Origin of the sequence: Drancourtella massiliensis (assembly GCF_016900655.1) — a bacterium.
Lineage (GTDB): Bacteria > Bacillota > Clostridia > Lachnospirales > Lachnospiraceae > Sellimonas > Sellimonas catena.
Window position 1 is genome coordinate 55,372 of sequence record NZ_JACJKH010000015.1, and the last position, 18,993, is coordinate 74,364.

Annotated in this window: 19 protein-coding genes and 1 other annotated feature; of the genes, 2 read left to right on the top strand and 17 right to left on the bottom strand. The window is 48.1% G+C overall.

Annotated features, from left to right (window positions below):
• Window positions 1–12: 12 nt before the first annotated feature.
• From spoVAC to H6A32_RS09590, 15 genes are all read right to left on the bottom strand, one after another.
• A complete protein-coding gene (spoVAC, locus tag H6A32_RS09525) occupies window positions 13–492 on the bottom strand; it encodes a stage V sporulation protein AC (protein ID WP_207753146.1) in 480 nt (159 codons plus the stop codon).
• A 12-nt stretch (window positions 493–504) separates the two neighbouring features.
• Window positions 505–927: a stage V sporulation protein AB gene (locus tag H6A32_RS09530; protein WP_204864226.1), complete on the bottom strand. Its 423-nt coding sequence runs from the start codon at window positions 925–927 to the stop codon at window positions 505–507.
• Window positions 917–1,546, bottom strand: a complete 630-nt coding sequence (locus H6A32_RS09535) for a stage V sporulation protein AA (protein WP_118636814.1) — start codon at window positions 1,544–1,546, stop codon at window positions 917–919. Before H6A32_RS09535 ends, H6A32_RS09530 begins: the two co-directional genes overlap by 11 nt.
• Entirely contained in the window at window positions 1,500–1,703 is a 204-nt protein-coding gene (locus tag H6A32_RS09540; RefSeq protein ID WP_087167711.1) for a hypothetical protein, read from the bottom strand. The genes H6A32_RS09535 and H6A32_RS09540 overlap by 47 nt, the downstream gene beginning before the upstream one ends.
• A 78-nt stretch (window positions 1,704–1,781) precedes the next feature.
• Window positions 1,782–2,507, bottom strand: coding sequence for a SigF/SigG family RNA polymerase sporulation sigma factor (locus tag H6A32_RS09545; RefSeq protein WP_087167712.1), 726 nt, complete (start codon window positions 2,505–2,507; stop codon window positions 1,782–1,784).
• Window positions 2,486–2,944 carry an anti-sigma F factor gene (spoIIAB, locus tag H6A32_RS09550; RefSeq protein WP_138373325.1) on the bottom strand — a complete coding sequence of 153 codons (459 nt, stop codon included), beginning with the start codon at window positions 2,942–2,944 and terminating at the stop codon, window positions 2,486–2,488. The genes H6A32_RS09545 and spoIIAB overlap by 22 nt, the downstream gene beginning before the upstream one ends.
• Complete coding sequence (locus tag H6A32_RS09555) at window positions 2,941–3,255, bottom strand: STAS domain-containing protein (RefSeq protein ID WP_087167746.1); 315 nt, start codon at window positions 3,253–3,255, stop codon at window positions 2,941–2,943. The genes spoIIAB and H6A32_RS09555 overlap by 4 nt, the downstream gene beginning before the upstream one ends.
• Before the next feature lie 137 nt (window positions 3,256–3,392).
• Window positions 3,393–4,736, bottom strand: coding sequence for a tetratricopeptide repeat protein (locus H6A32_RS09560; protein WP_118636817.1), 1,344 nt, complete (start codon window positions 4,734–4,736; stop codon window positions 3,393–3,395).
• A gap of 18 nt (window positions 4,737–4,754) precedes the next feature.
• Window positions 4,755–4,889: a hypothetical protein gene (locus H6A32_RS16690; protein WP_255396431.1), complete on the bottom strand. Its 135-nt coding sequence runs from the start codon at window positions 4,887–4,889 to the stop codon at window positions 4,755–4,757.
• Window positions 4,883–6,190: a bifunctional folylpolyglutamate synthase/dihydrofolate synthase gene (locus H6A32_RS09565; RefSeq protein WP_346342266.1), complete on the bottom strand. Its 1,308-nt coding sequence runs from the start codon at window positions 6,188–6,190 to the stop codon at window positions 4,883–4,885. The genes H6A32_RS16690 and H6A32_RS09565 overlap by 7 nt, the downstream gene beginning before the upstream one ends.
• Window position 6,191: 1 nt before the next feature.
• Window positions 6,192–8,414 carry an LTA synthase family protein gene (locus H6A32_RS09570; protein ID WP_204864227.1) on the bottom strand — a complete coding sequence of 741 codons (2,223 nt, stop codon included), beginning with the start codon at window positions 8,412–8,414 and terminating at the stop codon, window positions 6,192–6,194.
• A 16-nt stretch (window positions 8,415–8,430) separates the two neighbouring features.
• Window positions 8,431–11,082, bottom strand: coding sequence for a valine--tRNA ligase (locus H6A32_RS09575; RefSeq protein WP_204864228.1), 2,652 nt, complete (start codon window positions 11,080–11,082; stop codon window positions 8,431–8,433).
• Between the two features lie 54 nt (window positions 11,083–11,136).
• Window positions 11,137–11,382, bottom strand: a binding site (T-box leader).
• Window positions 11,383–11,461: 79 nt separating this feature from the next.
• Window positions 11,462–12,127, bottom strand: a complete 666-nt coding sequence (locus H6A32_RS09580; RefSeq protein ID WP_204864229.1) for an HAD hydrolase-like protein — start codon at window positions 12,125–12,127, stop codon at window positions 11,462–11,464.
• Complete coding sequence (locus tag H6A32_RS09585) at window positions 12,108–12,845, bottom strand: DNA alkylation repair protein (protein WP_204864230.1); 738 nt, start codon at window positions 12,843–12,845, stop codon at window positions 12,108–12,110. Before H6A32_RS09585 ends, H6A32_RS09580 begins: the two co-directional genes overlap by 20 nt.
• Before the next feature lie 6 nt (window positions 12,846–12,851).
• On the bottom strand, window positions 12,852–13,871 hold the full coding sequence (locus H6A32_RS09590; protein WP_118636821.1) for an asparaginase: 1,020 nt from the start codon (window positions 13,869–13,871) through the stop codon (window positions 12,852–12,854).
• A gap of 207 nt (window positions 13,872–14,078) precedes the next feature.
• Between H6A32_RS09590 and H6A32_RS09595 the strand changes: the two genes are divergently transcribed.
• Window positions 14,079–15,425 carry an MATE family efflux transporter gene (locus tag H6A32_RS09595; RefSeq protein ID WP_087167720.1) on the top strand — a complete coding sequence of 449 codons (1,347 nt, stop codon included), beginning with the start codon at window positions 14,079–14,081 and terminating at the stop codon, window positions 15,423–15,425.
• A gap of 104 nt (window positions 15,426–15,529) precedes the next feature.
• On the opposite strand, the gene H6A32_RS09600 is transcribed toward H6A32_RS09595, so the two are convergent.
• Entirely contained in the window at window positions 15,530–16,075 is a 546-nt protein-coding gene (locus tag H6A32_RS09600) for an HD domain-containing protein (protein WP_330616750.1), read from the bottom strand.
• A gap of 125 nt (window positions 16,076–16,200) precedes the next feature.
• Between H6A32_RS09600 and H6A32_RS09605 the strand changes: the two genes are divergently transcribed.
• A complete protein-coding gene (locus H6A32_RS09605; RefSeq protein ID WP_430749584.1) occupies window positions 16,201–16,992 on the top strand; it encodes an SDR family NAD(P)-dependent oxidoreductase in 792 nt (263 codons plus the stop codon).
• Between the two features lie 157 nt (window positions 16,993–17,149).
• Here the strand turns inward: H6A32_RS09605 and H6A32_RS09610 are convergent, their stop codons facing one another.
• A complete protein-coding gene (locus H6A32_RS09610) occupies window positions 17,150–18,952 on the bottom strand; it encodes an alpha-amylase family protein (RefSeq protein ID WP_204864231.1) in 1,803 nt (600 codons plus the stop codon).
• Window positions 18,953–18,993: the final 41 nt, after the last annotated feature.

Here is an 18,993-nt window from a genome sequence, read left to right on the forward strand (position 1 = left end):
TCCCACCTTTCTCTACCAGCTGATTCCCGCTTTCAGCAGGAAATAGTAAATCAGTCCAAACAGCCAGCTCGTGACGATTCCGTACAAAATGACCGGTCCGGCAATAGTAAAAATCTTACATCCGATTCCGAACACCTGGCCTTCTTTTTTATATTCGATTGCAGGCGCCGCCACAGAATTGGCAAATCCGGTGATCGGGACAAGCGCTCCTGCCCCGCCCCATTTCGCGATTTTTGGATACAGTCCCAGTCCTGTCAAAACGACACTTAACAGAACAAGAATCATGGATGTATAACAGCTTGTCATCTCCTTGTCCATGCCGGTGCCGGACACATAATTGGAAATGATCTGGCCAATCGTACAGATCGTTCCTCCTGTGATAAATGCACGGAACATGTTTTTCCAGACATTATGCACCGGTGTCTTCTGCTTTACATATTCTTCGTAGCTTTTCTGCTTTTTCGCCTGTTGTCTGTTAATCGGTTCTTTCAAACAGATCCCTCCTTACACGCCCCATCTTCCCAGAAAATAAACAAGCGCTCCCGCTGTTTTCCCAAGAGACAGGCCGATGATAATATATGGTATGGTTTTAATGATTTTCAGCCTCCGTATAAAGATCGGAAATACATTGAGAATATCTGCAAGCGCCATGGCCCAGCAGCCCACAAAGATTCCGGAAAACAGACCGAACAGCGCCAGAAGGAAGCTGCCTGCCGGTATCTTTATCTGATAGATAAAGAACAGATTGAACAGAATTCCGCCGAGGGCAATAGCATTTTCATACATCAAAATGTGTTTCCCGGTATGGGTCCTGTCCGCAAACACTGAAATCAGCCCAAGCCCGATAAGAAAAGAAAACATTCCCCCTGCAATGACCGCGCCGGATGAAAATCCGATGATTCCAAGAACGATCTGCTCAACCCACATCTTTTTCTTCCTTCTTCCGTGAGTATTCATCGATCAGTGTCATCTCGATTTCCTCCTCGTACGTCCGCATTTCCACTTCCATCGGCGTCGGATCCACAGTAAAACGTCTTTTCCCAAAGTGATTGAAAAACAGCAGAATTCCCACGCTCATCCCGATACAGTATGTCAGTTCCAGAATTCCAAAGCCGTCCGACCGGTTTCCTGTCACAAGGAAATAGATCTGATTAAACAGTTTTGGTACATCCACGTCATTGTTAAACGACATGATGGAAAACCCGGCACCGATAAAGGTTACAAGAAGTACAAACACACTTTTCAAAAACGGAATCACTTTCCCGTTCTTTTTCTGATCTTCGATGGTAATAATCAGATCTGTCTCGCCCATATTTTCCACGGTGAGATTCGGATAAATCTCATGGATTCTGGAGATAACTTCCAGAATGGATATGACATACCGTTTCTTTAAAGAGCCACGGAGAAGTTTCACTGTCTTTAACCGGCTGACAACGGTCTGATCGGTACATTCCATCGAAAGCACATCCCCAAGAAGCACTTCTGTTTTTGCCAGTTCCTTATTTTTCTCCCCTTTGATATAGAGTGTATGTCCGGATGTTCCCATCGTTTCCTCCTTCTTCCATGCTGACACTGACAAGCGTTCCGTTTTCTTCCGATACGGGCCGTTGCTGTGACATTACATAATATAGAATTCCCAGGATAACAGCTGATGTGACAACGCAGATCAGGCATATCCGGATTCTTCTTTTTGCCTGTTCCATTCTCCTTCACCTTTCCTTTCTTTCAAAGGTAGTATGTCTGTTCTGGCTTTTTTTATACCGGATATGCCTGATTCTTTTTTACGCCGGCGGACTGCCGTATTCTTTCATCCGTTTCAGGATCTTCTTTTCCAGCCGCGAGACCTGCACCTGCGACATGCCAAGCATTTTCCCGGTCTCGGACTGGGTTTTGTTTTCAAAATATCTGAGATAAATCAGCTGCCGTTCCTCTTTTCCCAGCTTTTCCAGAAGGGAATATAGAAACATCTGGTCAATAATCTTTTCTTCTGTTTTTTCCTCCTTTTCCAGTTTTTCCAGAAGCTCCACCTCGCTTCCGTCTTTCTTGTAGACCGGCCGGTGCAAAGACTCCACTTCGGCAGATGCTTCCATAGCCTCTACCAGTTCTTCCTTTCCGATTCCGGAAATCTCCGACAGTTCCCGGATTGTCGGTTCCCGGTTGTACTTTTTCGTAAATTCTTCTTTCGCCTGACATGCTTTACAGGAAATTTCCTTGAGAGAACGGCTGACTTTGAGCATTCCGTCATCCCGGAGAAACCGTCTGATTTCCCCGGATATCATTGGTACCGCGTAGGTCGAAAAACGAACGTCGTATGTCAGATCAAACTTGTCAATCGCCTTTAACAGACCGATACTCCCGATCTGGAACAGGTCCTCTGCCTCGGTTCCCCGTCCACTGTATCTTCGAACAATGCACCAGACAAGCCCGACGTTTTCTTCTACAAGAAGTGCTCTTGCATCCGCGTCACCCTGATGTGCCTTTTCAATCAGCTCTGCGGTATGATCCATCCGTCACGTCCTTTGCCGATGATTTTCTTCATACGGACGGTTGTCCCGCATCCGGGACTTGATTCCACCGCCAGCTCATCCATAAAGGCCTCCATAAAGGCAAATCCCATCCCGGAACGGTCCAGTTCCGGCCGTGTCGTAAACATCGGCTGCATTGCTTCTTCAATATTTTCAATTCCTTTTCCTTCGTCCCGTACTTCGATTTCCAGCGCATGTCCTGCTGTCACACATCGGATGTAGATTTTATGTATTTCCTGATTGTAGCCATGAATCACCGCATTGGTGACCGCCTCGGAGACAGCCGTCTTGACATCCGCCACTTCCTCCAGTGTCGGATTGAGCTGTGTCATGAACGATGCCACTGCCACCCTGGCAAACCCTTCGTTTTCCGAGCAGCTGTCAAATATAATCTCCATTTCATTCGTATCCTGTTTCATTGTCTTTCCTCCTCGTAAATTCGAATAATCTTTGCAGCTCCTGACATTTTCAGGATCTTTTTCATCCGGTCATTCAGATTCGCCGCCCAGACTTCTCCTCCGGTCAGGCTCAGTTTTCTGTATCTTCCCATCATCACCCCGATTCCGGAGCTGTCCATAAAGCTTGTCTCCCCAAAATCAAAAATCACATATTTCACATGATTTCTTTCAATCTGCCGGTCTGCCTCCCTGCGGATTTCTTCCGTCTGATGATGGTCCAGCTCCTTTGGCAGAAAGATTGTCAGACAGTTTTCTTCTATCTGATATTTCATGCGGTCTCTCCCCTTTCCGTTGTTTCCTTTCCGGTTTTTCACGACACCGCCTTCCCGGGGTGTCCGCCGGAACAAAAAGAGGATGATGCACACTGTGCACCATCCTCTTTTGTAGTATCGGATCTTTTATCCGGCTGTTATTCTCCTGTATTTCCCGAACCGGCTGCATTCAGGCTCTCAAGAGCCGACTGCGCCTCCTCCGCCAGAGATGTACCGGAGAACTGCTCCGTTACTTTCTGATAATAGTTCTTTGCATTTTCCGTGTCGCCTGTCTCCTCATAAGCCTGAGCAAGAAGATACATGGCGTTTCCATCGTCATAAGTCTCGTCCATCCTGACAACTTTCGACAGATTCTCGATTGCCGCCTCGTAGTTTTCCACATCCGAGTTGGCCACTCCCCGGTTGTACTGTCTCCGGCAGGCTGACGGGTAAATGCTCTCTGTCAGTTCTGTAAACTGTTCTTTTCCCAGATCTCCAAGAGAATCCTGATTGATGGCCAGAAGCTCATCCGCCAGGTTTTCATTCGACTCCGAGCCGTTGCGGTATTTGGTCTGAATATCCATCAAAGACTCGTAGCTGCTCTTTGTAGACTCCGCGGTCTCTTTTGCCGTCTGTGCCTCATCACTCTGGGTCCGGTAGCTTTCCAGCTCCTTTTCCAGGGCGCTGATCTCAGACTCCTGGGAAGCGATCTGGTCGCTTGCCTCCACAATGCTTTCATTCATCTGTCTTGCCTGAGACTCATTGACCGCCGGCATAATCAGAAACCACATCACTGCCGCTCCGACCACAAGACCGATGACAATATTGGCAATCGTAAACGCCATTCCTTTTTCCCGTTCTTTTGTTTCCACCGGCTGGATGATTGTTTCATTGCCGAGTTTATAGCTTACGGTCTGCTGTTCCTTCACATCCTTCTGTCCGGACGTACGTTTTCTGTGCATCCGGTTCAGCTCGTAAATATAGTTCAGCGTGATCGGATCTGTCGTATCCAGCTTCTGTGCCTTTCTGAGCACCTGTCTCGCCTTCGCATACTGCTCCGTGTGCAGATACAACAGTGCCAGAAGCTGATATGCTTTCAGAAAATCAGGGTGTTCGGTTACGATCTTTTTCAGCTGGATGACAGCCAGATCTTCCCCTCCCTGTCTGCAGTACTGCAGGCACTGGTTGTACTTCTTCGCAGTCTGATCGACTGCTTCCAGATCACCCCTGGAAGATTTGAATTCATCGATATAGTCGGATGCGATATTGTCAGCAGGAACCAGCTTCAGGCTCACTGTCCAGACAACAAGCGCACGCGTCACATCTCCTCTGCCATAATAGACAAGTCCCAGAAGATTCCTTGCATCCTTATTATATTTATCAAATTGAATACTTTTTTTCAGTGAGTTTTCTGCTCCTGTCAGGTCCCGTATTTTCGCTTTTCTCAATCCATCATTATACCAGTACAGGGACCGGTACCTCAGTTCTCCTCTGATATCCATTTATATCTCCCCGTTCTGTTATCTCGTTGTTTCCAAGATATCTTTTAAAAGATCCGACAGATCCGTCAGATCCTCACTCAAGGCCTCTTCTTCGATTTCATCTACTTCCAGGCTTGGCTGAAATTTCTTCAGTTCTTCTTCAAAATTTAACATCTGGCTGCCTCCCTTAGTAATGTTTCCATTTCTCCTACAAGGTACAGGGAACCAAAACAGTATACCTGATCCTGTTCCCGTTTGCAGGCAGTGACATAGCTGCACGCCTCTTTTACCGTATCTTTGACTACCACGCGGCTGTCCGTCCATTGAGCAAAATCCTTCTGAAGCTCTCCGGGATTTACTCCCCGCTCATCCGGAATCTTTGTTACAACAATCAAATCTGCCGGAATTTCACGGCAGACAAAACGGATCATTTCATGATAGTCCTTTTCCTTCACCGCGGAAAACAATACGATCAGCTTTCCATCCGGACTGCGAAATTTCTCCTGCATCCGGATACTTTTCGCAAGCGCTCTGACAGCCGGCATATTGTGTGCGCCGTCCAGTACGATCCCCGGAAACGCTTCCTCCATCCTTCCCTTCCAGGACGTCGTCTCCAGAATCTTCCTCCACGATGCCGTCGGCTCTTTGACCAGACGCTTCATTGCCTCCAGCGCGAGCACTGCATTCATCGGCTGATACGATGCTGTCGTCGGCAGTTTCCACATTGCAGTATCATCATACCGATTTGACGTTGAAAATTCAAGATCCTTTCCCGTAATTTTCATGATTTTGAACGCATTTTCCGAGATTTCTCTACATTCCGCGCCGGCATTTTCCGCCGTTTTTTTCAGGACACCAAGTGCCTTTTCCTCTGTCGCGTCGCAGATCAGCGGCACACCCGGTTTGATGATTCCCGCTTTTTCCGCAGCAATCTTTTCGATCGTATCTCCCAGAATCTCCGTATGATCCATTCCGATGGACGTGATCACGGTCAGGACCGGATGTTCAATGCTGTTTGTCGCATCCAGTCTTCCTCCGAGACCGGTCTCCAGAATGATATATTCCGCCTCTTCTTCGTCAAAGAATTTCATCGCCATTCCGAATAAAAACTCAAAATAAGTCGGGTGGCCAAGTCCTTCTTTTTCCATCTCTCCGGCGGCTTTTCGAACTTCCTCAAATATCCGGACAAATTGTTCTTCGGATATCATTTCTTCGCCGATACGGATCCGCTCCCGGATCGTAACAAGATGAGGGGAAGTAAACAGTCCCGTCTTCTTCCCCTCTCCGGTCAGAAGCGCCTGCAGATATCTGCACACGCTTCCTTTCCCGTTAGTCCCTGCCACATGGATGATCTTTTTCTCGCGCTGGGGCATACCCAGATACGATAAAAATACTCTCGTATGGTCCAGGGAATGTTTTTTTGCAAACATCTGAAGCCTGTCAATATAGTTTACCGCTTCTTCATAATTCATCATATTATTCCTCATCGCTTGTGCCTTCAAACGCTTCCACCCAGTTCTTTGCCGGCTCATCCTGCTCCTCTTCCGGAGCCAGGGTGAGCGTTCCGTTCTGGTAGACATATTTCTGAGAGGTGGCAAATACCGTACTGCTGGATCCCATCTGAATCACGGTAATGATATCGCCATCTTCTAACGCGCAGTCATTTAACACCACATGGGTGTTATTGAGGAACTTGCTTTCCTGCTGTTCCCCATTGACAAAGATCTTACTGTTCCGCGTCATATTTTCTCCGTACAGACTGTAGGAATTTTCCTCTCCAGGCTGCGGCACAATATTATTCAGCGTCACATCCTTGACGCCCATTCTCATATGTCCTTCCGTGATCGGCGGGTTGCCATCGTACACGTACTGCTCTCCGTAGAGAATGTCATACTGCAGAAGTTCCAGATCTTTCAGATAATCTTCTGTCTGCCTTCTCTGCTGATGATAGTTGAACACCGTTCCCGAATGGATTCCCAGACGTTCAAACACATCTGCCATAATCTGGTAGGACGGTATGTTTCTGTCCTCTTTCTCAAGTCCGATGTTGTCCCAGATCACGTAATTGGTATTGTAGAGATACCGGCTCTTCAGATCTTTCGCCTCCAGTCCCATGGTCGGAAGGTGGTCTCCGTAAAACACGATGACGCTTGGCTCATCTCTTTTTTCCACCTCTTCCACAAGGTGCCGGGCGAACTGATCCATTTCATAGATCTGGTTTACATAATATTCCCATGCATTCTGCTTCTCCTGGTCTTCCATTCCGGATACCGTAATTTCCGGATTCTCAATGACTTTCTCTGTCGGATAATCACCATGCCCCTGCACACTGATAGTAAAGACAAAATCCTGCTGTTCATCATAATCCAGTGCGTCCATGATGTGTTCCACAAGAATATCATCCTTTGACCAGTTATTCGGTGTAGTCTGAAGGATATTCATAAATTCCTTGCTCGTAAACGTATCAAATCCGGTATTATTGTACACCCGCGCACGGCTGTAGAAATTTCCGCCGTTATTGTGTATTCCGTGAGTTCCGTATCCGAGGGCAGAAAGCGCTGTTGCCGCACTTTCGCAGACTTCCGTCTTTAATTTTGTCTTAAATGGATACTCGCCCGGTCCGAAATACCGCATGTTCATTCCGGTCAGCACCTCAAACTCGGTATTCGCAGTTCCCGCTCCGACAGACGGTACCTTGAAGTATCCGGTCGAATACTCATTAAACAATGACCTCAGGAACGGGATCGGATCCTTGGAGAGCTGATAGAATTCCACCTCCGTCGGATCAAAGAAGGATTCCAGCTGCACAAAAATAATATTTGGCATCTCGCCTTCTTTCAGACTTGTTTCACTCTTTGTCAAAGTTCCGTCCTTGTTAATCTCATCGATCGTCTCTTCACTGTATCCGTTCGGTTTATCAATTCCCGTGTTGAACAGACTGGCAGAAAAGCAGTACGGAAGTCCATAATCTTCATATGCAAAAGCAATATTTCCAAAATAAGTCGATACCACACGATGGTCAACCGCAAGATTTGTCAAAACCACATATGCTCCGCAGCAGATCCCGACACCGGCCAGCGCGAGCCATCTGTGCATCTTCCCCTGATACTGTCCGCCCCGGCGCCACATGGCAATCACCCATATGATCACCGCAACAACACCGACCGCCATAATGATCAGCTCATAGACAGCAAAATAATTGGTAAACAGGGACAGTCCTTCGGTCAGTGCCTTCAGGTCCTGTGCATTAAACGGCGTGACCCTCTTTAAAAGCATCGCTCCGTTTACAACTCCAAGCATCAGCCAGAATACACTGATCAAAATCCGAACAAACACCCTCCGCCGGAACAGATACACAATTGAAAATGTCACAAAAATCATAAACGCATTGTAAAGAAATACAAGCGGCGTTTCTACCATATAATTCCATGCCGCGAAAACAGAATGGCGTGAAATACTTTCAATGATCAGGTTGATGACCATTGCCCAAACCGCGTGAAGCGGAAGGGAAAAAATATTCATCCACTTGTACACCGGCGCCATTTTTCTGGAAAAAGCGCTGTTTTTCCGCTCTTCCAGAATCCTCTGCCGGCGTTCTTTTCTTTTTTTCAAATTGTTCTTAATATCCTCTCTGCTCAGGTGCCGCAGTCTCTCTATCTTTCCTTTGATATCCGGTTTCTTAAAATGGATTTTCTTCATGATTTCCCCTTGTCTGCTACTTCATGATCGATGCAAGACGTTCCTGAACCTGTTCCATCATCTGTGTATATTTTTCCAGCTTGGCCCGCTCTTCATTGACCTTTGCCTCCGGCGCCTTACTCATGAATTTTTCATTGTTCAGCATACCGTTTACACGGGCAAGTTCTTTTTTCAGCTTTTCCTCTTCTTTTAAAAGTCGTTCCTTTTCCTGCTCGAAATCAATCAGATCCTCAAGCGGCATATACACTGCTCCATCCGGAACTACAATAGAAACCGCATCTTCAGAGATTCCCTCTTTTGTTCCCTGAATGATGAGATCGCTTGCATTCATCAATGGTTTCACTGATTCTGTTAATGTTTCAAACCCCTCACAAAGTGTCTCATTCTCACAAACAATAAATACTTTTGCCTTCCGGCTGTTTGGCACGTTCATCTCAGCACGTGCATTTCTCACACCCCTTACAATATCCTTGACATGATCAACGATATTTTCTTCCACCGGGAAGTTCAGTGCTTCGTCATATTCCGGCCAGTCAGACATCATCAGAGATTCTTCTGACGGAACAAGGGCGCTGTAGATTTCTTCTGTCACAAACGGCATATACGGATGCAGAAGTTTAAGTGCGTCCGCAAGAACCGTTTTCAAGGTCCAAAGCGCTGCATTGGCTGCCTTATAATTTTCATCGGAATGGTAAATACGGTATTTTGCCATCTCGATGTACCAGTCACAGAATTCATCCCAGATAAAGTCGTATACTTTCTGTACTGCAATTCCCAGTTCAAATTTATCCATGTTTTCCGTCACATCTTTGATCAGACGGTTTGCTCTGGAAAGGATCCACCTGTCAGCTGCTGTAAGATCCTGGGCATCCGGACGGCTGATCACTTTATCTTCCATATTCATCAGGATAAACCTGGAAGCGTTCCATACTTTGTTTGCAAAGTTACGGTTTGCTTCTACTTTTTCTTTATAGAAACGCATATCGTTTCCAGGCGCGTTTCCTGTCACCACCGTAAGACGGAGCGCATCAGCACCGTACTCGTCGATGATTTCCAGCGGATCGATCCCGTTTCCAAGCGACTTGCTCATCTTTCTTCCCTGGTCATCCCGGATCAGGCCGTGGAAGAATACCGTGTGGAACGGGCATTTTCCGGTCTGCTCAAATCCTGAGAATACCATACGGATTACCCAGAAGAAGATGATGTCATATCCGGTTACAAGGACATCTGTCGGATAGAAGTAATCCAGCTCCTCTGTCTGATCCGGCCATCCAAGTGTGGAGAACGGCCACAGTGCGGAGGAAAACCAGGTATCCAGTGTATCCTCATCCTGTGTAAAGTGCGTGCATCCGCATTTCGGGCATACGGCCGGAGCTCCGCCTCTTTGTACAATCATTTCGCCGCATTCGTCGCAGTAGTATGCCGGAATCCGGTGTCCCCACCAGATCTGTCTGGAAATACACCAGTCACGGATATTGTTCAGCCACTGCAGGTATATTTTGTTCATACGTTCCGGAATCAGCTTTAACTCTCCTGTCTCCAGTGCTTTGATGGCCGGCTTTGCAAGCTCTTCCATCTTGACAAACCACTGCTGCTTGATTAACGGCTCGACCGTCTGCTTACATCTCTCGTGTACACCTACATTATGTGCATAATCTTCCACTTTTACCAGATATCCCTGGTCTTTCAGATCCTGCACGATCGCTTCTCTTGCTTCGTAGCGCCCCATGCCTGCGTACTTGCCGCCGTTTTCATTGATCGTCGCGTCATCATTCATGATGTTGATCTCTTCCAGGCCGTGTCTCTTTCCGATCTCGAAGTCGTTCGGGTCATGTGCCGGAGTCACTTTCATGGCACCGGTTCCGAATTCCTTGTCTACATAGGCATCCGCAATGATCGGGATTTCCTTATTTACAAGCGGCAGAAGCGCTTTCTTTCCAATAATATCGGTATAACGTTCATCTTCCGGATTTACTACAATCGCAGTATCTCCAAGCATCGTCTCCGGACGTGTCGTCGCAATGACAAGGCTTCTGTCTGTGCCTACGATCGGATAACGGATGTGCCAGAAATGTCCTGCCTGTTCCTCATGCTCTACTTCCGCATCGGAAAGGGATGTCTGGCATACCGGACACCAGTTGATGATCCGGGAACCTTTGTAGATATATCCTTTTTCATAAAGGCGTACGAACACTTCCTCTACAGCCCTGCTGCATCCTTCGTCCATCGTGAACCGCTCTCTGTCCCAGTCACAGGATACGCCAAGTTTCTTTAACTGGGATTCAATCGTCCCTGCATACTCCTCTTTCCACTCCCAGACACGATCCAGAAAGCCTTCTCTTCCAAGCTCCCTCTTGTCGATGCCCTCTTCTTTTAACTGATTCGTCACCTTAACTTCGGTGGAGATCGCCGCATGGTCCGTACCCGGAATCCAGAGGGCATTGTATCCCTGCATTCTCTTATAACGGATCAGGATATCCTGAAGCGTATTGTCCAGGGCATGTCCCATGTGCAGCTTTCCTGTGATATTCGGCGGCGGCATCACCGTCGTAAACGGCTTTCTGCTCCTGTCTACTTCTGCGTGAAAATACTTATTCTCACACCATTTTTCATAAAGCTTCGGTTCAATCTCCTTCGGATTGTACGTTTTGTCCAACTGTCTGCTCATCATTACCTCCTCATTTCAAGCGTTCCTGTGAATAACAAAACGCCCTTTACATATGTAAAGGGCGTCAAAACGCGGTACCACCTTTTTTATACACCTGTCCTCTCTGACAGATGTATATCTCTTCGTTCTATAACGGGAACTACTCCGGGATCTCCTACTGTCCTTTCTCTCAATCGGACACATTCAGACATCCGGCTCCAAAGCTACCTTCCACAACTCCTTCTTGTAATCACCTTCCAGCCAGCGGGTAATTCTCTCTGTCAAGGGCAGGTGTGTACTCCTCTTTATCAACACCTTTAAATATGAAACTATGATAATCATAGTCATCAGCCCCCGATTTGTCAAGGAGTTCATGGAATTTTCATGGAATCTTAAGGTTCTAGGCCTCTCCCTTCAGAAACTCTTTCAATTCTTCGACCGAGTCAAAAATCATATCCGCTCCGGCCGCCTCCAGCTCCTTCCGGCTTCCGAATCCGTAGAGGACTCCGGCTGAGGCAAGTCCGAATGTCCTGGCGCCAAGGATGTCATGTTCCCTGTCTCCCACCATGATAACCGATGGATCTCCCGGTTTTTTTCCGCACGTTTCCAGCGCATAGGCAATGACATCTTCTTTTGTCAGCCTGCTCTCATCCATGGTCGCCCCGCATATGTAAGTGAAGTATGACTCAATCCCGGCATCTCTGGCAATGATTCCGGCATAATGTTCCGGCTTGGAGGTGGCCATGACAATACGGAGGCCTGCTTCTTTGAGCTCCCGCAGCATGGTTTCCACCCCGTCGTACAGACGGTACTCATACACACCTTTTGTTCCGAAATTTTCCCTGTAATATTCCACCGCTTTTCTTGCCTCTGTTTCACTCAGCCCGGTGTATTTCTGGAATGAAGTGAGAAGCGGAGGCCCGATAAACGGAAGCAGTTCCTTTCGTTCCTTTTCAATTCCAAATTTTTTCAGAGCGTAGACTACTGAATTGATTATTCCCGGCTCCGAATCGATGAGCGTTCCGTCCAGATCCAGAAAGACGGTGTCAAATCCTAGTATTCCCATGTTCTTCCTCCTGTTTTCGTTTCAGTGCATTAAGCATTTCCTTGTCCTGAGCGCTGACCCGTCTCGACTCTCTGCATTTCTGGATCGCCTTGTTGTGGGTCCAGATATCCAGCTTCTTTTCTTTCAGAAGTCCAAGTACTTTTTCCGGGTACTTCACATATGCGGTTGCCACGCCCCAGGCGATCCCCATCCGGACATAATAGTCTTCTGACCTGATATCCGCATACCGGCGCAGTACTTCATCTATATACCGGTCATTCAGGAAATGGTCCATCAGTGCGATTACACCAAACCGGAGCTCAAATTCCCGGCTGCTGTTCAGCCATTTTTCCAGATAGGAAAACCAGAATTCCGGATCCTTTTCCATCCATTTATATGTGGAAGTGCTGCAGTCACAGTCCGCCCAGGACAGAACTCCCGGTACCCAGATATCGAGCATGGCCGCATGTTCTTCTCTGGATGCTTTTCTGTATCCGGAAACCATCCCAAAGAGCATGTGCTCTTCCTGATAGACGCAGCTCCCATGATCCCGGAGCATTTCATCAAGCCATCCGCCCTCCGGCTCTTTTGCCGCTTCTTTTGCAAGTTCCCGAAGCTTCGGTATCCGGATGCCAAGCGTCGGCATGGACGGTGCATTTAAAATCCGGTCGTTGAATTCCTTATAGGCTTCATCGGACAGCGTCTTCAATCTGTCCCGCATTAGTTCCCGTTTTCCCATACTCTTTTACTTATCCTCTCTGAATCCCGCGAACAGGATATCGTGATTAATCATTCTGTAGAATCGTTTTTTGATTTCCTCATAATCTTTTGCCGGCTGCGCCATCAGCCACATGAGTTTTGTAATCGTAGCCTCCAGTGTCATGTCATAGGCTTCCAGAAGATCAAAATCCTGCTTTACCTTTTTTCCGACCTCGTAGACTGTCATATTGCTTCCTTCACTTACAACCTGTGTCGTCATGACAATCAGTTTTCCTTCTTTTTTCCACTTCTTCATTCCCTCATAGACTTCCGCAGTAATGCTGTCCGGAAGTCCGCCTACGCCAAAGCTCTCGATCACGACACAGTCATACTGTTCCAGAATCTGAGTCAGCACGCCGCTTCGCATGCCCGGAACCAGTTTCAGCACATAAACACTATCTTTCATGTCATGGTAAAACCGTACTTCTCCCTTATGCCGTACCGGCGGGATGTACCGAATCACCTGACCGTCCTGAATCACAGCCGGGTACGGGAAATTAATGCTGGAAAATGCATTGTAGCTTTTTGCCCGCTCCTTTTTCGCCCTTGTTCCGATAATGACTTTGCCGTCAAACACGATGCTGACATCTTCGGAATCGTCATCCGCCGCGTAGATAAAGCTGTCCAGCAGATTGGTCTTTGCATCCGTCACGTCCATATTGATCGGCTTCTGTGCTCCGGTCACGACAATCGGCTTTGGGGAATTCTGAATCATATAGGAAAGCGCCGCCGCTGTGTAGGCAAGGGTGTCGGTTCCATGGCAGATCACAAACCCGTCATAGGCATCGTAGTGCTTCTCCACCGCTTCCACCATCAGCTTCCAGTGCTCCGGTGTTACATTGGTGCTGTCGATATTGCACACCTGAAGCGTCTCCACCTCACATACATGTTTCACCTGAGGAATGCAGGCCAGAATGTCATTCGGCGTCAGGCCCGGGGCCAGTCCGTTTTCCGTCTGCTTTGAGGCAATCGTCCCTCCGGTTCCAATCATCAGTATTTTCTTCATTTGGTTTTCCTCTCTTTACATAGTTCGTTCCATCAGTGAAAAGCCCCACCGGATGTCCGGATGGGGATTATTCTATGATTTTAGTATAAGGAAAATCCGGCCGGAAATCAACCGGCTTATAGGATTTTGCATCCTTTTATGATAAAATGTAGATATTCGGCCACAAGGCCTGATTGCAATAAAGCTTTTACAAATGGGGGATTACAAATGAGACAAAAGATTGATTTACTGAACGGACCGGTTTTCCCGTCACTGACCAGACTTGCTCTCCCGATTATGGCGACATCTCTTGTCCAGATGGCATACAATCTCACCGATATGATCTGGATCGGAAGAATCAGCAGTGACGCGGTCGCATCTGTCGGGGCTGCCGGCATGTACATGTGGTTTGCGAATGGAATCACTGTACTTGCAAAAATGGGCGGACAGGTCAAGGTCGGACATTCTCTTGGCGCCGGCGAACGGACCGAGGCATGCGGCTATGCCCGGAATGCGATTCAGCTTTCCCTGATTCTCGGACTTGCCTACGGCATCATCTGCCTTCTTTTTCAAAAGCCGCTGATCGGATTTTTCCGGCTGAATTCTCCGGCAGTCATCCAGAATGCAGAAATTTATCTTGCCATCACCTGCGGGCTTGTCGTTTTTTCCTTTTTAAATCAGGTTTTTACAGGAATTCTGACTGCCATGGGCAACAGCCGTACTTCCTTTCTCGCAACCGCTGCCGGTCTTATCATCAACATCGTTCTGGATCCGGTTCTGATCTTCGGCATCGGTCCGTTTCCAAAACTTGATGTGGCAGGTGCTGCAATTGCCACAGTATTTGCCCAGGCTGTGGTTACCGTCGTTTTCCTGCTTTCCGTCCGTAAAGAGCCGGATATTTTTATGAATCTTCACTTTTTTACAAAGCCTCAGCTTTCTGTGCTAAAAGAGCTGATCCGTATCGGACTGCCTTCTTCTGTCCAGAGCATGATTTTCACCGGCATTTCCATGGTAATCGCCCGGATTGTTGCCGGATTCGGAGATTCAGCCGTGGCTGTCCAGAAAGTCGGCTCTCAGATCGAGTCTATTTCCTGGATGACGTCGGATGGATTCGCCGCCGCGGTCAATTCTTTTATCGCCCAGAATTTCGGCGCAGGCAATGCTGCAAGGGCAAAGAAAGGCTACCGTTGCTCTATGGTGGTCGTCCTGCTGTGGGGTGTCTTCTGTACGATCGTCCTGATCGTCTTTCCGGCGCCGATTTTCCGGATTTTCATTCCGGAGGCGGACGTCCTCCCGATGGGAGTGGCTTACCTGCAGATCCTCGGGGTCTCACAGCTGTTCATGTGTATGGAAATCACGACCGCCGGAGCATTTTCCGGGCTTGGGCGGACACTTCCTCCGTCTGTCGTCAGCATCACGCTTACGACAGCAAGAATTCCTCTTGCCCTGCTTTTGATCTCTACGCCGCTCGGACTGAACGGAATCTGGTGGAGTATTACGATTTCCAGTATTTTCAAAGGGCTTGTCCTTACGGCAGCCTTTAAAAAGATGGCATTTCGGCCTGCAGCGCAGTAACATAACATATTCAGGGAAGAAAACAGCAGGTGCGGAAGTGAATGTCCTGCCTGGGCATCATACCACTTCTTCACCTGCTGTTTTTTGATCTATCACATTTTCTGTCAGTTCCCGCCAAAATGGCGGTCCACCAGATGGCAGTACTCTTCATACGCCGGCACTCTGGCAAATCTCTCCCGCAGTGCCTCCTGAATTCCCCTGTAATACCAGCCAATTGTTTTTTTATCCTTCATACGGAAACGGTTCCACAAGTCTTCGCCGACCACCGGATAGTCACGGTCAATATCCCGCATATTGGAAAGCTTGTCCGCAAGCCCGATCATCTGCACCTCAAAAGACGCCGTCCGGATCCGCTCGATGGTCGAACCTTTCCTCTCCATCCATGATTTGGATTTGTCCTCGCTCTCCTGGGCAACCAGCGATGCAACACGCTCCGAAAAATTCTCCGCAAGGACCTCCCGCGTCACCCCCTTGCAGTCCTCGATCGTATCGTGCAGAATCGCCGCGCTGATCACCTCTTCATCGGTTGTCATCGTCGAGACGATATCTCCCACTTCAATCGGATGAACGATATAAGGACGCCTGGTCCCTTTTCGAAACTGTCCTTCGTGTGCCTTTGTCGCAAATTCGATTGCCCGGTCTATCATCATATTTGATTTCCTTTCCAACTGTTTGCATTTACACTTTAAGGTTACCACTTTGAAAAATAAAATCAAGTTTTTTCTTTCATACATGTCACTTCTGACGTATACTGGATGATGTCAACATATATGTAATGTCAACATATATGCAAAAAATGTTCAAAAAGGGGATATCTAAGATGAAACAAAAATCAGGTGTACTGATTACCGGAGCTTCCAGAGGCATCGGACGGGCATGCGCCCTTCTCCTTGCCGGACACGGTTTTCATATTTTCTTAAACAGCGCACATCATATAGAAGCACTGGAGGAAGTCCGCCGGGAAATTCTCTCGATTCCAGGCGGCTCCTGCGAACTCTGCCCGGGGGATGTCGGCAACCCGGACCAGGTCCGTAAAATCTTCGCAACGATTGCCAGTTCCGAACATACAGACGGAGGACTCGACATCCTGATCAACAATGCAGGCATTTCCCACATCGGCCTTCTGAGCGACATGACCGATGAGGAGTGGAGCCGCCTGATCGCCACCAACCTCTCCTCCGCCTTTTACTGCTGCCGGGAAGCCATCCCTCATATGGTGTCCAAAAAATCCGGAAAAATACTCAACGTCTCCTCCATGTGGGGACGAAGCGGCGCATCCTGCGAAGCAGCCTACTCCGCATCCAAAGCCGGCATCCAGGGACTGACCCAGGCCCTCGCCAAAGAACTCGCTCCAAGCAATATCCAGGTCAACGCCATCGCTTTCGGCGTCATTGACACCGACATGAACCGGATGCTCGATGCCGAAGAACGACGCGCCCTCGCAGAGGAGATCCCGGCCGGCTACTTCGCCTCACCCGAAGAAGCAGCCCGGATGATCTGGAACACCCTCACCGCACCCGCCTACATGACCGGACAGATCATCGGGTTCGACGGCGGATTCCTGTAACCCGGACAACGGTGTGTAACACACAAACACTAAAAAAATTCCATTACGCCCAGACGTAACAGAATCTCAACATTTACAATATTCACTTCATATTTGTCACACTTTTTCCATTGGGGACGTGTTCCGATGCATCGGAACACGTCCCCAAAAATAAAATCTATTGTTTTATGCACCATGTGAATCCGTATTCGGGCAGTGTAATTGTGCCGTTTTCCAGGATTTCGCCTGTGAAGAGTTCGTGGTAGATCCCTTCTTCCGGAAGTGTTAACTGTTTTTTACAATTGTTAAAGTTGAAAAGGCCTGTGAGACTTTTTCCGTTGTGTTTCCGGATGATTCCGAGGACTTCCTGGTCTCCGGTGTCCCAGGTGGTGACTTCTGCTTCCGGTCCGAGGATATCTTCCTGTGCTCTTATTTTTTCCATGTAGGAGAGGGTCTGGAAGATTTGTCCTTCTACGGTGTTCTGGTCATCCCTGTTTTGGGCGAGATCCCATTTGAAGGTGCCTCTGTGGATATACCGGGAGTCCGTTTTTTTCTCTTCGTCTTCTTTATAGGTGTAGTCGTTGACCTGCCCGATTTCGTCTCCGCTGTAGATCATCGGGATGCCGGCCTGCATGAACATGTAGGCGTGGAGCATGAGATCTTTGCGGACGGCTTTTTCCATTTTTTCTTTATCCTGTTCAAAACCGGCGCTTTCGATGCCGCACATTGATGCGGTTGTTCCGCAGAATCTGGCGTCTTTTGTCACGGGGTCATCGTTGTAGAGTTCTCCTCTGCTTTCGCTTCCCGGATACTTTCCGGTGAAGTAATCGTTCAGGTACTGTTTGTGTGGAATTTCCTCCATCTGCCATTGTTTCAGTGTGTCGTAGTCCAGGCCCCATCCGATGTCGTCGTGGCACCGGAGATAATTCAGGAAGGTATATTCCTTTGGAAGGCCGTTTACAACATCAAGCTGCTTTTTCAGCAGTCTGATGTCGTGTACGGCCACGGTGTGCCAGGTGGTTGCCATGGTCGTCACGTTGTAAAGCATATGGCATTCCGGTTTGTCCACGGTTCCGAAGTATGGTACGACTTTTTCCGGTTCCATGACCACTTCTCCAAGCAGTGCCACCGCCGGGCAGACGATTTCTCCGATCATGCGCATCATCCGGACAATGGTATGTACCTGTTTTAAATTCCGGCAGGATGTGCCCATCTCTTTCCAGATATATGGAACCGCGTCAATCCGGATGATGTCCATTCCCTGGTTGGCAAAGAAGAGGAAATTATACATCATTTCGTTAAATACCCTTGGATTTCCGTAATTTAAATCCCACTGATATGGATAGAAGGTCGTCATCACATAGTGTCCGATCTCCGGAATCCAGGTAAAATTCCCCGGCGCCGTCGTCGGGAATACCTGCGGCACGGTCTTTTCAAACTGTTCCGGAATCCAGGCATTGTCGTAGAAGAAATACCGGCTCATATACTCGCCTTCGCCGTTTCTTGCGCGGACAGCCCATTCATGTTCCTCGGATGTATGGTTCATGACGAAATCCATGCACACATCGATTCCCATGTTATGGCATTTGGCGGCAAGTCCTGCCAGATCATCCATGGTTCCCAGATCCGGGCGGACTTTCCGGAAGTCTGCCACCGCGTATCCGCCGTCGGATTTTCCTTTTACGGTATCAAGAAACGGCATCAGATGAATGAAGGAGACATTACTCTCTTTGATATAGTCGAGCTTTTTCTGCACTCCTTTCAGATTGCCGGCAAAATTGTCGATGTAGAGCATCATGCCAAGCATATCCTTCCTGCGGTACCAGTCCGGATGTACTTCCCGCTCGCGATCCCGCTTTTTCAACGCTGCTTTTCTTTCTGTATAATATTGGTACATCCGGCTGCACAGTTCCGCATACATGTCTTCATTCTGATACAGCTCCATATAAAGCCATTTCAGTTCGTCCTGATGCTTCTCCATACGCGTCTGAAATTCTTTATCACTTTTTTTTGCTCTTCCCA

Bases quoted from the DNA above. Each gene is read 5' to 3' on its own strand.
- H6A32_RS09530 (WP_204864226.1), bottom strand. From the start codon at position 927: ATGTGGGTTGAGCAGATCGTTCTTGGAATCATCGGATTTTCATCCGGC.
- H6A32_RS09535 (WP_118636814.1), bottom strand. From the start codon at position 1,546: ATGGGAACATCCGGACATACACTCTATATCAAAGGGGAGAAAAATAAG.
- H6A32_RS09540 (WP_087167711.1), bottom strand. From the start codon at position 1,703: ATGGAACAGGCAAAAAGAAGAATCCGGATATGCCTGATCTGCGTTGTC.
- H6A32_RS09545 (WP_087167712.1), bottom strand. From the start codon at position 2,507: ATGGATCATACCGCAGAGCTGATTGAAAAGGCACATCAGGGTGACGCG.
- spoIIAB (WP_138373325.1), bottom strand. From the start codon at position 2,944: ATGAAACAGGATACGAATGAAATGGAGATTATATTTGACAGCTGCTCG.
- H6A32_RS09555 (WP_087167746.1), bottom strand. From the start codon at position 3,255: ATGAAATATCAGATAGAAGAAAACTGTCTGACAATCTTTCTGCCAAAG.
- H6A32_RS09560 (WP_118636817.1), bottom strand. From the start codon at position 4,736: ATGGATATCAGAGGAGAACTGAGGTACCGGTCCCTGTACTGGTATAAT.
- H6A32_RS16690 (WP_255396431.1), bottom strand. From the start codon at position 4,889: ATGTTAAATTTTGAAGAAGAACTGAAGAAATTTCAGCCAAGCCTGGAA.
- H6A32_RS09565 (WP_346342266.1), bottom strand. From the start codon at position 6,190: ATGATGAATTATGAAGAAGCGGTAAACTATATTGACAGGCTTCAGATG.
- H6A32_RS09570 (WP_204864227.1), bottom strand. From the start codon at position 8,414: ATGAAGAAAATCCATTTTAAGAAACCGGATATCAAAGGAAAGATAGAG.
- H6A32_RS09575 (WP_204864228.1), bottom strand. From the start codon at position 11,082: ATGAGCAGACAGTTGGACAAAACGTACAATCCGAAGGAGATTGAACCG.
- H6A32_RS09580 (WP_204864229.1), bottom strand. From the start codon at position 12,127: ATGGGAATACTAGGATTTGACACCGTCTTTCTGGATCTGGACGGAACG.
- H6A32_RS09585 (WP_204864230.1), bottom strand. From the start codon at position 12,845: ATGGGAAAACGGGAACTAATGCGGGACAGATTGAAGACGCTGTCCGAT.
- H6A32_RS09590 (WP_118636821.1), bottom strand. From the start codon at position 13,871: ATGAAGAAAATACTGATGATTGGAACCGGAGGGACGATTGCCTCAAAG.
- H6A32_RS09595 (WP_087167720.1), top strand. From the start codon at position 14,079: ATGAGACAAAAGATTGATTTACTGAACGGACCGGTTTTCCCGTCACTG.
- H6A32_RS09600 (WP_330616750.1), bottom strand. From the start codon at position 16,075: ATGATGATAGACCGGGCAATCGAATTTGCGACAAAGGCACACGAAGGA.
- H6A32_RS09605 (WP_430749584.1), top strand. From the start codon at position 16,201: ATGTCAACATATATGCAAAAAATGTTCAAAAAGGGGATATCTAAGATG.
- H6A32_RS09610 (WP_204864231.1), bottom strand. From the start codon at position 18,952: ATGGAGAAGCATCAGGACGAACTGAAATGGCTTTATATGGAGCTGTAT.